At 63.8% G+C, this 15,919-nt stretch carries 8 protein-coding genes and 4 rRNA genes; 1 reads left to right on the top strand and 11 read right to left on the bottom strand.

The window, feature by feature from the left end; all coding sequences use genetic code 11:
* Positions 1-236 precede the first annotated feature (236 nt).
* From OG429_RS18540 to OG429_RS18580, 9 genes are all read right to left on the bottom strand, one after another.
* A 16S ribosomal RNA gene (locus tag OG429_RS18540) occupies positions 237-1,760 on the bottom strand.
* A gap of 519 nt (positions 1,761-2,279) precedes the next feature.
* A complete protein-coding gene (locus OG429_RS18545) occupies positions 2,280-2,873 on the bottom strand; it encodes a GNAT family N-acetyltransferase (protein ID WP_328926429.1) in 594 nt (197 codons plus the stop codon).
* Positions 2,870-3,817, bottom strand: a complete 948-nt coding sequence (locus OG429_RS18550; RefSeq protein WP_328926430.1) for a MerR family transcriptional regulator — start codon at positions 3,815-3,817, stop codon at positions 2,870-2,872. Before OG429_RS18550 ends, OG429_RS18545 begins: the two co-directional genes overlap by 4 nt.
* Positions 3,818-3,884: 67 nt before the next feature.
* On the bottom strand, positions 3,885-4,175 hold the full coding sequence (locus tag OG429_RS18555; protein ID WP_328926431.1) for a hypothetical protein: 291 nt from the start codon (positions 4,173-4,175) through the stop codon (positions 3,885-3,887).
* A complete protein-coding gene (locus OG429_RS18560) occupies positions 4,172-4,528 on the bottom strand; it encodes a hypothetical protein (RefSeq protein ID WP_328926432.1) in 357 nt (118 codons plus the stop codon). Before OG429_RS18560 ends, OG429_RS18555 begins: the two co-directional genes overlap by 4 nt.
* A gap of 116 nt (positions 4,529-4,644) precedes the next feature.
* Positions 4,645-4,761 (bottom strand): 5S ribosomal RNA (gene rrf / locus OG429_RS18565).
* Between the two features lie 76 nt (positions 4,762-4,837).
* Positions 4,838-7,959 (bottom strand): 23S ribosomal RNA (locus tag OG429_RS18570).
* Between the two features lie 282 nt (positions 7,960-8,241).
* Positions 8,242-9,765 (bottom strand): 16S ribosomal RNA (locus OG429_RS18575).
* Together the 16S, 23S and 5S rRNA genes form the textbook arrangement of a ribosomal RNA operon.
* Positions 9,766-10,325: 560 nt before the next feature.
* A complete protein-coding gene (locus OG429_RS18580; protein WP_069921218.1) occupies positions 10,326-10,862 on the bottom strand; it encodes a MarR family winged helix-turn-helix transcriptional regulator in 537 nt (178 codons plus the stop codon).
* Positions 10,863-10,995: 133 nt separating this feature from the next.
* On the opposite strand from OG429_RS18580, the gene OG429_RS18585 reads away from it, so the two are divergent.
* Positions 10,996-12,285 carry an MFS transporter gene (locus OG429_RS18585; protein ID WP_328930332.1) on the top strand — a complete coding sequence of 430 codons (1,290 nt, stop codon included), beginning with the start codon at positions 10,996-10,998 and terminating at the stop codon, positions 12,283-12,285.
* Between the two features lie 59 nt (positions 12,286-12,344).
* Here OG429_RS18585 and OG429_RS18590 read toward each other — a convergent pair whose 3' ends face one another.
* Together OG429_RS18590 and OG429_RS18595 are read right to left on the bottom strand one after the other, a co-directional pair.
* Complete coding sequence (locus OG429_RS18590; RefSeq protein WP_328930333.1) at positions 12,345-14,138, bottom strand: ATP-binding SpoIIE family protein phosphatase; 1,794 nt, start codon at positions 14,136-14,138, stop codon at positions 12,345-12,347.
* 135 nt (positions 14,139-14,273) lie between these two features.
* Complete coding sequence (locus OG429_RS18595) at positions 14,274-15,692, bottom strand: NAD(P)/FAD-dependent oxidoreductase (protein ID WP_328926433.1); 1,419 nt, start codon at positions 15,690-15,692, stop codon at positions 14,274-14,276.
* Positions 15,693-15,919 lie beyond the last annotated feature (227 nt).

Below are 15,919 nucleotides of genomic sequence, written 5' to 3' on the forward strand. Positions count from 1 at the left end.
CCCATCACCCCACCAGACAAGCTGGCGAGTTCACTGGGGCCGGCACTGAAGATCAACCTTACGGCCGTACCTTCAGGACCCAACAACGTGCCAGGCACGATCCCTCATCAGTGAGTCACTTTCCACGCCGAAGCAGTACTCGTGATCCATCCGAAGAACCGTGCCAACTAATCAACGTTCCACCCATGAGCTGACCGTGCAGAACGTTTGTCTGCAATCGGTACTGTGCTCCTTAGAAAGGAGGTGATCCAGCCGCACCTTCCGGTACGGCTACCTTGTTACGACTTCGTCCCAATCGCCAGTCCCACCTTCGACAGCTCCCTCCCTTACGGGTTGGGCCACCGGCTTCGGGTGTTACCGACTTTCGTGACGTGACGGGCGGTGTGTACAAGGCCCGGGAACGTATTCACCGCAGCAATGCTGATCTGCGATTACTAGCAACTCCGACTTCATGGGGTCGAGTTGCAGACCCCAATCCGAACTGAGACCGGCTTTTTGAGATTCGCTCCACCTCACGGTATCGCAGCTCATTGTACCGGCCATTGTAGCACGTGTGCAGCCCAAGACATAAGGGGCATGATGACTTGACGTCGTCCCCACCTTCCTCCGAGTTGACCCCGGCGGTCTCCTGTGAGTCCCCATCACCCCGAAGGGCATGCTGGCAACACAGGACAAGGGTTGCGCTCGTTGCGGGACTTAACCCAACATCTCACGACACGAGCTGACGACAGCCATGCACCACCTGTATACCGACCACAAGGGGGCACTATCTCTAATGCTTTCCGGTATATGTCAAGCCTTGGTAAGGTTCTTCGCGTTGCGTCGAATTAAGCCACATGCTCCGCTGCTTGTGCGGGCCCCCGTCAATTCCTTTGAGTTTTAGCCTTGCGGCCGTACTCCCCAGGCGGGGAACTTAATGCGTTAGCTGCGGCACCGACGACGTGGAATGTCGCCAACACCTAGTTCCCAACGTTTACGGCGTGGACTACCAGGGTATCTAATCCTGTTCGCTCCCCACGCTTTCGCTCCTCAGCGTCAGTAATGGCCCAGAGATCCGCCTTCGCCACCGGTGTTCCTCCTGATATCTGCGCATTTCACCGCTACACCAGGAATTCCGATCTCCCCTACCACACTCTAGCTAGCCCGTATCGAATGCAGACCCGAGGTTAAGCCTCGGGCTTTCACATCCGACGTGACAAGCCGCCTACGAGCTCTTTACGCCCAATAATTCCGGACAACGCTTGCGCCCTACGTATTACCGCGGCTGCTGGCACGTAGTTAGCCGGCGCTTCTTCTGCAGGTACCGTCACTTTCGCTTCTTCCCTGCTGAAAGAGGTTTACAACCCGAAGGCCGTCATCCCTCACGCGGCGTCGCTGCATCAGGCTTTCGCCCATTGTGCAATATTCCCCACTGCTGCCTCCCGTAGGAGTCTGGGCCGTGTCTCAGTCCCAGTGTGGCCGGTCGCCCTCTCAGGCCGGCTACCCGTCGTCGCCTTGGTGGGCCATTACCCCACCAACAAGCTGATAGGCCGCGGGCTCATCCTTCACCGCCGGAGCTTTCAACCCCCGCCCATGCAGGCAGGAGTGGTATCCGGTATTAGACCCCGTTTCCAGGGCTTGTCCCAGAGTGAAGGGCAGATTGCCCACGTGTTACTCACCCGTTCGCCACTAATCCACCCCGAAGGGCTTCATCGTTCGACTTGCATGTGTTAAGCACGCCGCCAGCGTTCGTCCTGAGCCAGGATCAAACTCTCCATGAATGTTTACCCGTAATCGGGTGCACACATCACTTAGAGCGGGCACGTCATGTCGGAATATGACCGACGCGCCACAACGTCCTCGCTGTGTTGTTGCCTGCAAGTGCTCCACAAGGAAGCCTTACAGGTCTTTTTCAAAGGAACCTCATCCACCGAAGTGGACGGGGTATCAACTTCTGGCGTTGATTTTTGGCACGCTGTTGAGTTCTCAAGGAACGGACGCTTCCTTTGTACTCACCCTCTCGGGCTTTCCTCCGGGCTTTCGTTCTGTGTTCTTGCGTTTCCGACTCTATCAGACTCTTTCGTGTCCGACTTCCTCGGTGCTTTCCAGGTTCTGCGCTTTCGCGCTTTCCCTTTCCGGCGATTCCGACTCTATCAGAAGTTCTCCACCGGATTTACCGGCTTCGATTCCCGAATGAAGAGTCGAGTCCCCGCGCCGAATTGCATTCCTTGCGGGGTGGTGCTGCCGAGCTTGTCCAGCTCCAGGCAACTGCTCAACCCTACAACCGTGTCCAGGCAGAGTCAAAACGGGGCCGGACCAGGGGCCCGCGGGTCGAGGCGTACGTGCAGATGGCCGTCGAGGGGGTACAGGGGTGGCGCCGCCGGCAGGGTCGCGGCGTACTCGTAGTGGCTCTTCCGTGCCACGCCGCAGGATGCGAGGTTGTCCACCTGGTGCAGGAGTTCGATGCGTGCCAGGCCCTCGGCCCGGAACGCATCGAAGGCCCAGGTGGTGAGAGCCTCCAGGGCTCGGGAGGCCACGCCCCGTCCCCGGGCGTGCGCCGCCGTCCAGTACCCGACCTCGGCGGACGGCCCGTCCGGCGTCACTCGCTTGAGGACCACGTGGCCAGCCAACTTCCGCGAAGCCTGCTCCGGGTGCATTTCGTGGACGGCGAAGGCGAACGAGTCCCCCGCCAGCCGTCCCTGTTGCCGGGCCTGCACCCAGTGCAGCCCCTCGGCCTCGCTGTCGACCGGTTCGCTCGTCCACCGGCGAAGCGTCGGATCCCGGTACGCCTCGACGAGGGCGCCGACATCCTCCCTACACCACGGTCGGAGAACCAGCGCGCTCCCAACAGCCGTCGCCGGCGACTCAAGCCCCACGGGCTCCTGGCCCCTCATCGAGGCATCCCGGCACGGACGGCCTGGACGGCCTGGACCGCCCAGTCGAGGACCGGCGTCAGACTCTCCGGCGCCTCCCAGCCGTTGATCACGGCCAGCAGCCGGAAGTACTGCTCTCTACGCGGATCGTTCATCCTCTCCAGCCTGCTCACCAGCCGGCCGCGGAGCTCCATGTCGTCCGGCAGGCCGAGGAGTCGCGCGTAATGGGCTGTGAGCGTGGACGCGATCTCCGCTCCCCGGGACGATGTCGGCCCGATGCGGGCTGCCACGGCTGGGGCGACCTCGCCGCAGACCGTCGCGGCGAGATCCCGTTTCGGCACCGTGGCCTCGCCCGGGCCGCGCTCGGCAGCCTGGTCCTCCGCCATGCGCCGCACCGTCGCGCGGAAGTCCGGATCCTGCGCGAGCTCGGCCAGCTCCACCCACGCCTGGACCTGTTCCGCCTCCGGATCGTCTGGCAGCTCCGGAGTCATGGAGCGCGTGATCCCCGCCCGCGAGGCGTCCGCTTCCAGATCGCCGAAGACGGCCTCCAGGAACCCGCCGACCAGCCTCTGGCGTTCCTCCTCCGACAACCTGGCCAGCTTGTGCAAGAGATGCATCTCCTCAGGGGTGGATCCGCGCTGCGCCACTGCCGTCAGCACGGCACGCCGCATCCGCAGGATGCGTATCTGGACGTCGAGGGCCTCGGCGTGCGCCGCGGCGACACCGGGAAGCAGCAGCTCCCGGTCGATCACCTTCCCGACGGTCTCCAGGTCGAGCCCGAGCTCACGGAGGGACCGTACGAGGTCAAGGCGTGCCACGGCGTCGAGGTCGTAGAGGCGGTAGCCGCCAGGACTACGGCCGACGGGCACCACGAGTCCGTGGTCGGAGTAGAACCGGATGGTTTTGACCGTGACACCGGTGAGCCGAGCCAGGTCGCCGATCCGATAGAGGGGTGCGCCGTCCATGCGCCTACCTTGCAGTCTCCTCCCACGGGAGACTCAAGTACGTCCGTCCCCGGGCATCGGCGGGCTTTCAAAGGTTGACCCGCTTCAGGTAGACCCGGCGGCGGTGCGGGATCGTCTGGTACCAGAGCATCAGGTGCTCGTCTTCGTACGTACGGAGCCGCATGGGGTGCGGGTCCTCGTAGAGGCTGCCGTCCTTGGGGTCGATCGCCATCGCCGCCAGGTCGGTCAGGCCGTCCATCACGGCGCTGACAAGGTGCTGTTGCTCCGCGGGCATGTCGCCGAGCACCCACAGCCGGCCGGGATCGCATTCCCAGGCCCAGCCGCTGTCGTTCTCGACGCCTTCGCCCCTCGGAGTCACTGACCGATCTCGCGCTGGGCCTCGGCCAGGATGCGGCTGCTGGTCTCCATCGCGGCCCGGAACTCCGGCTCCGTAGCGGCGGGGTCTCCCGCGACACGTTCCGCCTCGTGGAGGGCCGCCGCCCGCGCCGGCCAGCGGTGGATCGCCACGTGCGTGGCCCACTTGATCAGGAAGAACCGCAGCGGGTTGATGGCACCCGTCTCCGCGGCACGGTCGAACGCCTCGTTGCATTCCTTGTCGAGCACGGCCAGGCTGGCCATGTCGATGCGGCGCACGGCGTCCCGCAGGGCTTCCCGCGTCATGGCCGGCTGGGGAATGAGGGGCCCGTCGTCTTCCAGCTGCTGTGCTGTCATCGCGTCCTCCAGGGGAACGCGGCCAGGATACCCAGCCGGCTCGTATCCGGCCGGTGAACGCAGAAAAGCCCCGCACCGGACCCGTGAAGGTCTGGTGCGGGGCTTCCGCAATGATTGTTCGGCGGCGTCCTACTCTCCCACAGGGTCCCCCCTGCAGTACCATCGGCGCTGAAAGGCTTAGCTTCCGGGTTCGGAATGTAACCGGGCGTTTCCCTAACGCTATGACCACCGAAACACTATGAAATTTGAACGCTGGTGTTTTCACAGCCGTTCGTTATTTCAGAACTAACACAGTGGACGCGAGCAACTGAGGACAAGCCCTCGGCCTATTAGTACCAGTCAGCTTCACCCGTTACCGGGCTTCCACATCTGGCCTATCAACCCAGTCGTCTACTGGGAGCCTTACCCTCTCAAGGAGGTGGGAATACTCATCTTGAAGCAGGCTTCCCGCTTAGATGCTTTCAGCGGTTATCCCTCCCGAACGTAGCCAACCAGCCATGCCCTTGGCAGGACAACTGGCACACCAGAGGTTCGTCCGTCCCGGTCCTCTCGTACTAGGGACAGCCCTTCTCAATATTCCTACGCGCACAGCGGATAGGGACCGAACTGTCTCACGACGTTCTAAACCCAGCTCGCGTACCGCTTTAATGGGCGAACAGCCCAACCCTTGGGACCGACTCCAGCCCCAGGATGCGACGAGCCGACATCGAGGTGCCAAACCATCCCGTCGATATGGACTCTTGGGGAAGATCAGCCTGTTATCCCCGGGGTACCTTTTATCCGTTGAGCGACGGCGCTTCCACAAGCCACCGCCGGATCACTAGTCCCGACTTTCGTCCCTGCTCGACCCGTCGGTCTCACAGTCAAGCTCCCTTGTGCACTTACACTCAACACCTGATTGCCAACCAGGCTGAGGGAACCTTTGGGCGCCTCCGTTACCCTTTGGGAGGCAACCGCCCCAGTTAAACTACCCATCAGACACTGTCCCTGATCCGGATCACGGACCGAGGTTAGACATCCAGCACGACCAGAGTGGTATTTCAACGGCGACTCCACAACCACTGGCGTGGCTGCTTCAAAGTCTCCCACCTATCCTACACAAGCCGAACCGAACACCAATATCAAACTGTAGTAAAGGTCCCGGGGTCTTTCCGTCCTGCTGCGCGAAACGAGCATCTTTACTCGTAGTGCAATTTCACCGGGCCTATGGTTGAGACAGTCGAGAAGTCGTTACGCCATTCGTGCAGGTCGGAACTTACCCGACAAGGAATTTCGCTACCTTAGGATGGTTATAGTTACCACCGCCGTTTACTGGCGCTTAAGTTCTCAGCTTCGCACACCCGAAAGTGCACTAACCGGTCCCCTTAACGTTCCAGCACCGGGCAGGCGTCAGTCCGTATACATCGCCTTACGGCTTCGCACGGACCTGTGTTTTTAGTAAACAGTCGCTTCTCGCTGGTCTCTGCGGCCACCCCCAGCTCACGGAGCAAGTCCGATCACCAGTGATGGCCCCCTTCTCCCGAAGTTACGGGGGCATTTTGCCGAGTTCCTTAACCATAGTTCACCCGAACGCCTCGGTATTCTCTACCTGACCACCTGAGTCGGTTTAGGGTACGGGCCGCCATGAAACTCGCTAGAGGCTTTTCTCGACAGCATAGGATCATCCACTTCACCACAATCGGCTCGGCATCAGGTCTCAGCCTTAATGAGGGACGGATTTGCCTACCCCTCGGCCTACACCCTTACCCCGGGACAACCACCGCCCGGGCTGGACTACCTTCCTGCGTCACCCCATCGCTTACCTACTACAAGTCTGGTTCGTCGGCTCCACCACTTTCCTTTCCCCGAAGGGTCCGGAACGGCTTCACGGACTTAGCATCGCCTGATTCGATATTGGGCGTTTCAAAGCGGGTACCGGAATATCAACCGGTTGTCCATCGACTACGCCTGTCGGCCTCGCCTTAGGTCCCGACTTACCCTGGGCAGATCAGCTTGACCCAGGAACCCTTAGTCAATCGGCGCACACGTTTCTCACGTGTGTATCGCTACTCATGCCTGCATTCTCACTCGTGAACCGTCCACAACTAGCTTCCGCTGCTGCTTCACCCGGCACACGACGCTCCCCTACCCATCACAGCGGGCGTTGGCCCTATTGCTGCAATGACACGACTTCGGCGGTACGCTTGAGCCCCGCTACATTGTCGGCGCGGAATCACTTGACCAGTGAGCTATTACGCACTCTTTCAAGGGTGGCTGCTTCTAAGCCAACCTCCTGGTTGTCTCTGCGACTCCACATCCTTTCCCACTTAGCGTACGCTTAGGGGCCTTAGTCGATGCTCTGGGCTGTTTCCCTCTCGACCATGGAGCTTATCCCCCACAGTCTCACTGCCGTGCTCTCACTTACCGGCATTCGGAGTTTGGCTAAGGTCAGTAACCCGGTAGGGCCCATCGCCTATCCAGTGCTCTACCTCCGGCAAGAAACACACGACGCTGCACCTAAATGCATTTCGGGGAGAACCAGCTATCACGGAGTTTGATTGGCCTTTCACCCCTAACCACAGGTCATCCCCCAGGTTTTCAACCCTGGTGGGTTCGGTCCTCCACGAAGTCTTACCTCCGCTTCAACCTGCCCATGGCTAGATCACTCCGCTTCGGGTCTAGAGCGTGCAACTCAATCGCCCTATTCGGACTCGCTTTCGCTACGGCTTCCCCACACGGGTTAACCTCGCTACACACCGCTAACTCGCAGGCTCATTCTTCAAAAGGCACGCAGTCACGACCGTTGTTCCGAAGAACAACGGCGACGCTCCCACGGCTTGTAGGCACACGGTTTCAGGTACTATTTCACTCCGCTCCCGCGGTACTTTTCACCATTCCCTCACGGTACTATCCGCTATCGGTCACCAGGGAATATTTAGGCTTAGCGGGTGGTCCCGCCAGATTCACACGGGATTTCTCGGGCCCCGTGCTACTTGGGAGATGAGCAAGCAAGCCGCTGATGTTTCGTCTACAGGGGTCTTACCCTCTACGCCGGACCTTTCGCATGTCCTTCGACTACATCAACGGTTTCTGACTCGCCGACCGGCCGGCAGACCGGTCAAGCTCATTCCCACAACCCCGCATGCGCAACCCCTGCCGGGTATCACACGCATACGGTTTGGCCTCATCCGGTTTCGCTCGCCACTACTCCCGGAATCACGGTTGTTTTCTCTTCCTGAGGGTACTGAGATGTTTCACTTCCCCTCGTTCCCTCCACACTGCCTATGTGTTCAGCAGTGGGTGACAGCCCATGACGACTGCCGGGTTTCCCCATTCGGACACCCCCGGATCAAAGCTCAGTTGGCAGCTCCCCGGGGCCTATCGCGGCCTCTCACGTCCTTCATCGGTTCCTGGTGCCAAGGCATCCACCGTGCGCCCTTAAAAACTTGGCCACAGATGCTCGCGTCCACTGTGTAGTTCTCAAACAACGACCAGCCACCCATCACCCCACCAGACAAGCTGGCGAGTTCACTGGGGCCGGCACTGAAGATCAACCTTACGGCCGTACCTTCAGGACCCAACAACGTGCCAGGCACGATCCCGTCCACTGTCACTGTGTTCCACGCCGAAGCAGTACTTACAGGAAGTTTCAGAAACCGTGCCAACTAATCAACGTTCCACCCATGAGCTGACCGTGCAGAACGTTTGTCTGCAATCGGTACTGTGCTCCTTAGAAAGGAGGTGATCCAGCCGCACCTTCCGGTACGGCTACCTTGTTACGACTTCGTCCCAATCGCCAGTCCCACCTTCGACAGCTCCCTCCCTTACGGGTTGGGCCACCGGCTTCGGGTGTTACCGACTTTCGTGACGTGACGGGCGGTGTGTACAAGGCCCGGGAACGTATTCACCGCAGCAATGCTGATCTGCGATTACTAGCAACTCCGACTTCATGGGGTCGAGTTGCAGACCCCAATCCGAACTGAGACCGGCTTTTTGAGATTCGCTCCACCTCACGGTATCGCAGCTCATTGTACCGGCCATTGTAGCACGTGTGCAGCCCAAGACATAAGGGGCATGATGACTTGACGTCGTCCCCACCTTCCTCCGAGTTGACCCCGGCGGTCTCCTGTGAGTCCCCATCACCCCGAAGGGCATGCTGGCAACACAGGACAAGGGTTGCGCTCGTTGCGGGACTTAACCCAACATCTCACGACACGAGCTGACGACAGCCATGCACCACCTGTATACCGACCACAAGGGGGCACTATCTCTAATGCTTTCCGGTATATGTCAAGCCTTGGTAAGGTTCTTCGCGTTGCGTCGAATTAAGCCACATGCTCCGCTGCTTGTGCGGGCCCCCGTCAATTCCTTTGAGTTTTAGCCTTGCGGCCGTACTCCCCAGGCGGGGAACTTAATGCGTTAGCTGCGGCACCGACGACGTGGAATGTCGCCAACACCTAGTTCCCAACGTTTACGGCGTGGACTACCAGGGTATCTAATCCTGTTCGCTCCCCACGCTTTCGCTCCTCAGCGTCAGTAATGGCCCAGAGATCCGCCTTCGCCACCGGTGTTCCTCCTGATATCTGCGCATTTCACCGCTACACCAGGAATTCCGATCTCCCCTACCACACTCTAGCTAGCCCGTATCGAATGCAGACCCGAGGTTAAGCCTCGGGCTTTCACATCCGACGTGACAAGCCGCCTACGAGCTCTTTACGCCCAATAATTCCGGACAACGCTTGCGCCCTACGTATTACCGCGGCTGCTGGCACGTAGTTAGCCGGCGCTTCTTCTGCAGGTACCGTCACTTTCGCTTCTTCCCTGCTGAAAGAGGTTTACAACCCGAAGGCCGTCATCCCTCACGCGGCGTCGCTGCATCAGGCTTTCGCCCATTGTGCAATATTCCCCACTGCTGCCTCCCGTAGGAGTCTGGGCCGTGTCTCAGTCCCAGTGTGGCCGGTCGCCCTCTCAGGCCGGCTACCCGTCGTCGCCTTGGTGGGCCATTACCCCACCAACAAGCTGATAGGCCGCGGGCTCATCCTTCACCGCCGGAGCTTTCAACCCCCGCCCATGCAGGCAGGAGTGGTATCCGGTATTAGACCCCGTTTCCAGGGCTTGTCCCAGAGTGAAGGGCAGATTGCCCACGTGTTACTCACCCGTTCGCCACTAATCCACCCCGAAGGGCTTCATCGTTCGACTTGCATGTGTTAAGCACGCCGCCAGCGTTCGTCCTGAGCCAGGATCAAACTCTCCATGAATGTTTACCCGTAATCGGGTGCACACATCACTTAGAGCGGGCACGTCATGTCGGAATATGACCGACGCGCCACAACGTCCTCGCTGTGTTGTTGCCTGCAAGTGCTCCACGAGGAAGCCTCACAGGTCTTTTTCAAAGGAACCTCATCCACCGAAGTGGACGGGGTATCAACTTCTGGCGTTGATTTTTGGCACGCTGTTGAGTTCTCAAGGAACGGACGCTTCCTTTGTACTCACCCTCTCGGGCTTTCCTCCGGGCTTTCGTTCTGTGTTCTTGCGTTTCCGACTCTATCAGACTCTTTCGTGCCTGACCCCCAGTCAGCGGGGTTTGTCTTCCGGGCTGTTGGGCCCTTCCGACTCCCGAACTCTAGTGGATTTCCCCGGCGATTCATAATCGGCCTTCGGAAATGAATTCGGGCATGCCGAATTCGTTCCCAGTGGGAGATCGTGCTGAGTTGGGTGCCGCTACGAGGCGGCGGGATTCGTTGTCGCCAAAACCTTCCGGCTCTGGGACAACTCGAAGAACCTTACGGATCCCCGGGGGCTGTGTCAACTTGGGTGGTCAGCTAGGGGACTGGAGGTCTTCCACGCGGTCCAGCAGCCGCGTCAGCATGTCGCCCAGCACCCCGCGCTCCGCTGTGGAGAGGTCCTGGAGGAGGTCCTCCTCGAAGACCGTGGCCGCGCGCATCGCGTCTAGCCACTTGCTGCGGCCCTCGTCGGTGAGCTCCACGATCACGCGGACCCGGTTGGACTCGTCGCGCTCGCGGGTGACCAGTCCTTCCGCCGTCATGCGGTCGATCCGGTGGGTCATCGCCGCCGGCGTGAGGCCCAGCTGCTTCGCGAGTTCGCTCGGGCCCATCCGGTACGGGGCTCCGGAGATGACGAGGGCCTTGAGGACCTCCCACTCCGCGTTGCTGATGCCCAGGGCCGCGGTCTGGCGTCCGTACGCGACGTTCATGCGGCGGTTCAGGCGGCTCAGCGCCGACACCACCTTCTCGACCTGCGGGTCGAGGTCCTGGAACTCGCGCTGATAGACGGCGATCTGCTCATCGAGGCTCGGTTCGTGGACGGGCGTAGTGCCGTCGGGGGTGTCACCCATGGGTCGAAGTATCGCACGAACCCGTTGGCGTCTAACTCCTTCGATGTGTAGAGTTAAACATCGAAGTTTAGGTATGAAGTTCTGAAGTCTTCAGTCTTCGGCTCTCAAAGGCAGGTGAGAAGTGACCAAGGTGATGGGCGCTGCGATGCGGCGGATCCAGGCCGGGAACGCGCTGACCGCGTTCGGCATCGGTTTCACGGTTCCGTTCCTCTACATCTATGTGGCGCAGGTGCGAGGTCTGGGCTCCATGGCCGCCACGACTGCGTTCGTGGCGTTCGCCCTGGGGGCCCTTGTCGCGTTGCCCCTCACCGGTCGGGTCATCGACCGACGTGGTCCGGTCCCCGTGGTCATCGGTGCGGCCGTCGCCGCTTCGGTGGGCGCGCTCTCCCTCGGGCTCTCCACCGGCATCGTGCCGATCCTGCTGTCGGCCCTGACGCTCGGCGCCGGGCAGGCCGTGATGCAGCCGGCCCTCGCCACGATGATCGTGTGGTGCTCCACGCCGTCCACCCGGACGCGTGCCTTCGCCATGCAGTTCTTCATGCAGAACCTGGGCCTGGGCATCGGCGGTCTCATCGGCGGCCAGATCGTCGACGAGAGCCGGCCCGGCAGCTTCTCCCTGCTGTTCGGCATCGAGGCCGTGATGTTCCTGGTGCTGGCGGGGATCATCCTCACCGTGCGCCTGCCGCGCGTGCCGAGCATCAAGGACGCCGTACCGAAGGACCCGTCCCAGGCCGGCGGCGGCGCGTGGAAGCGGCTGCTGCGGCACAAGGCCATGGTGCAGTTGTGCGTCCTGGGCTTCGTCCTCTTCTTCGCCTGCTACGGACAGTTCGAGTCGGGTCTGGCCGCCTTCGGTACCGAGGCCGCCGGGATCTCCCCCTCGACGCTGGGCTTCGCACTCGCCGCCAACACCGGTGCGATCGTCGTGGCGCAGTTCGTCGTGCTGAGGCTGGTCGAGAAGCGCCGCCGGTCCCGGGTGATCGCGCTGGTCGGGCTGATCTGGACCGTGGCGTGGGTCATCGCCGGGTTCTCGGGGCTGGGGCACGGCAGCGCGATGATGGCCGCCGCCGCGTTCATCACCACGTACGCGCTCTTCGGCATCGGCGAGGCCATGCTGTCGCCGACCCTGGCACCGCTGGTGGCAGACCTGGCTCCGGAGGGCTCCGTGGGCCAGTACAACTCGGCCTTCGCGCTGGTCAAGCAGATGGCGCTGGCGCTGGGGCCGCTCGGAGTACCGCTGGGTGCGGGCGTTCCGATGCTCTACATCGGGACCTTCCTGCTCGTGTCGCTCGGTATCTCCTGGCTCGCGCTGCGGCTCGGCAAGCAGCTGAGCCCGGTGCAGGACAACCCGTCGTCGGTGAGCAGGGTCGTGGCCCAGGGGCCTGCGGCCGCGTCGGCCAAGGTCTCCGAGCCCGTGGGCGTGTAAGTAGTACGGATACGCGGAAGGCCCCGGTCCTGTGGACCGGGGCCTTCCGTCCATCCCGGCTACTTCTCCGGCAGCGCGAACTCGCACCACACGGCCTTGCCGCCGCCCGGCGTGCGGCGGGAGCCCCAGGACGAGGCGATGGTGGCGACGATCGAGATGCCGCGGCCGGTCTCGTCGGCCGGTTCGGCGCGGCGGCGGCGCGGGAGGTGGTCGTCCCCGTCGGTGACCTCGATGATCAGTCGGCGGTCGGTGCGGCGCAGCCGCAGGCGCATGGGCGGGGTGCCGTGCTGGAGGGAGTTCGCGACGAGCTCGCTCGCGGCCAGTACGCCGAGGTCGCACAGCTCGACCGGGAAGCGCCAGGAGGCGAGGACTCCCTGGGCGAAGGCGCGGGCGCGCGGGGCGGCCTCGATGCCACCGAGGAGTTCCAGGGCGGCGTTGTGGAAGAGCTCGGCGTCGGCGCCGGTGCGGGCGGGCTGCTGGAGGACCATCACGGCGACGTCGTCGTCGTGGTCGGCGTCCACGCCGAGGGCGCGCATCAGGCGGTCGCAGATGACGGCCGGGGTGCCCTGGGCACCGGAGAGGGCGCGCTCCAGGGCGGCGACGCCTTCGTCGATGTCCTCGCCGCGGCGCTCGACCAGGCCGTCGGTGTAGAGGACGGCGGTGGAGCCGGGGCCCAGGGCGATGGTGCCGGAGGTGTGGAGCCAGCCGCCGGTGCCGAGCGGCGGGCCGGTGGGGTCGGCGGCTCTGCGGACGGTGCCGTCCTCGTCGCGGACCAGGATCGGGAGGTGGCCGGCGGAGGCGTACGCGAGCAGGCCCTCGTTGGGGTCGTGGACGGCGTAGACGCAGGTGGCGATCTGGCTGGCGTCGATCTCGGCGGCGAGGCCGTCGAGGAGCTGGAGCACCTCGTGCGGGGGCAGGTCGAGGCGCGCGTACGCGCGGACGGCCGTACGGAGCTGGCCCATGACGGCGGCGGCGCGGACCCCGCGGCCCATGACGTCGCCGATGACGAGGGCGGTGCGGCCGGCGCCGAGGGTGATGACGTCGTACCAGTCGCCGCCGACGGCCGCCTCGGTGCCGCCGGGCTGGTAAGTGGCGGCGACGCGCAGGTCGTCGGGCTGTTCGAGTTCCTGCGGGAGGAGGGAGCGCTGGAGGGTGACGGCGGCCTCGCGCTGACGGCGCTCGCTCGCGCGCAGGCGTTCGACGGCCTCGGCGTGGTCGGTGACGTCGGCGAGGTGGATCAGGATCCCGGTGTGGTCGGGGTCCGGGTCGGGGTCCCGCCCGGGGGCCGACCGGGGGAACTCCACCGGGGTGCAGGTGACGGTGTACGAGCTGGTGCCGCCGGGTGTCGTGCGGTTCTTGGCGGTACGGGGCCGGCCACTGCGCTGGACCTGGTCGAGGAGGGGGAGCAGGCCGAGCTCGCCGAGCTCGGGAAGGGCCTCGTGGGCGGGGTCGCCGGGCGTGCGGGCACCGAAGCCGGCGGTGTAGGCGTCGTTGACGTAGGCGACGCGGTGCTCGGGTCCGTGGACGAGGGCGACCAGGGCCGGCAGCCGGCCGAGGACCTCGCGCACGGAGAGCTCGTCGGGGGTGGGCAACGCGGCGACGACGCCCGTACGCGGCACGGGGGCGACGGCCGGGGTGGTGCCGGATCCGCTGCCGGTGCCGCAGACCGTGGGGTCGGCGGGGCTGCCGTCCGCGGCGGGCGCGGGCCGCTCGGTTCCGGGGTCGGCGCGGCCGCCGCGGGCTGCCGGGACGGAGCCTTCACCCCGCTTGGCCTGGGCGGCGGCGTGTTCGGTCCGGGCGGCGGCGCGGCGCTGCGTTCCGGGAAACCGGGCGCTCCAGCGCGTGAAGTTCACTGCGTTCAAGCCTCGTGGTGTCGCAAGTGGTCGCTGTGTCGCTGGTGGTCGGTCACTGACGGGACGTTGTCACTCTGTGCAGGTGTGAGCCCACCTATGGTCACACGTCCAGTGTGGCCGACCGCACTGACAACGTCAGCCCTGGCTGTCCTGCGGGGGGTTGGGGGCGGGGTTCGGCGGGGGTTCCTTGGGGCCGCCTCCTGCGGCGAGTTCGAATTCTGCCCTGGGGTGTTCGAGTGAGCCTAGGGAGACGATCTCCCGCTTGAAAAGACCGGAGAGGGTCCATTCGGCGAGAACGCGCATCTTGCGGTTGAACGTGGGGACGCGGCTGAGGTGGTATGTGCGGTGCATGAGCCAGGCCGGGTAGCCCTTGAGCTTGCGGCCGTAGATGTGTGCGACGCCCTTGTGGAGGCCGAGGGAGGCGACGGAGCCGACGTACTTGTGGGCGTACTCGGTGAGGACTTCGTCGCGCAGGGCGGCGATGAGGTTGTCGGCGAGGACCTTGGCCTGGCGGACCGCGTGCTGGGCGTTGGGGGCGCATTCGCGGCCCGGCTGCGCCGCGGTGATGTCGGGGACGGCCGCCGCGTCGCCGGCGGCCCAGGCATGCTCGACGCCCTCGACGGTGAGGAAGGATGTGCAGGCCAGGCGGCCGCGCTCGTTCTTCGGCAAGTCGGAGGCGGTCAGGATCGGGTGCGGTTTGACTCCTGCGGTCCACACGACGGTGCGGGTGGGGAAGCGCGCGCCGTCGCTGAGGACGGCGACGCGGTTCTCGCAGGATTCGAGCCGGGTCTCCAGGCGGACGTCGATGCCCCGGCGGCGCAGTTCGCGGACCGTGTAGACGCCCATCTCGGGGCCGACCTCGGGGAGGATCCGGTCGCTGGCCTCGACCAGGACCCACTTCATGTCCTCGGCCTTGACGTTGTGGTAGTACCGCGCGGCGTAGCGGGCCATGTCCTCCAGTTCGGCGAGGGCTTCGACGCCCGCGTAGCCGCCGCCGACGAAGACGAAGGTGAGGGCGGCGTCGCGGATGGCGGGGTCGCGGGTGGAGGAGGCGATGTCCATCTGTTCGATGACGTGGTTGCGCAGGCCGATGGCCTCTTCCACGGTCTTGAATCCGATGGCGTAGTCGGCGAGTCCCGGGATGGGGAGGGTGCGGGAGATGGAGCCGGGGGCGAGCACGAGTTCGTCGTACTCGATCTCGACGGGGCCGGCGCCTTCCTCCTCGGTGGCGAGGGTGGTGACGGTCGCCGTCCGTTTGGCGTGGTCGATGCGCTGGGCCTCGCCGATGACGATGCGGCACTTGCCGAGGACCCGGCGGAGCGGGACCACGACGTGGCGGGGGGAGATCGAGCCCGCGGCTGCTTCGGGGAGGAAGGGCTGGTAGGTCATGTAGGGCTCGGGGGTGACCACCGTGACCTCGGCTTCGTCGGCTCTCAGCTTTCTCTGGAGCCTGAGCGATGTGTACATGCCGACGTAGCCGCCGCCGACGACCAGGATGCGGGTGCGGGGCGGGGTACCGGGGTCCGTGCCTCGGGAGTTAGCAGCCTTCACCATCCCATGACGCAACGTGGCCGGGAGTTTGTCCACAGCCCCGACAGATTGTGTGACCGGAGGTAGTGCTGGGACGGGGTCGAAGGGGACCTTGGAGAGAGGTGGAGATTCGCAGGTCAGAGCGCGCGTAAGGGGTGATTCCGAGGAGGTGTAACGGAAAAGTGGGGGTGAATGCTCCGATCGGGCGGTGCTCCGTCCGGGGCTGCCCCTTCTGAATTGACTCTGGCTCA

This window comes from Streptomyces sp. NBC_00190 (assembly GCF_036203305.1).
GTDB lineage: Bacteria > Actinomycetota > Actinomycetes > Streptomycetales > Streptomycetaceae > Streptomyces.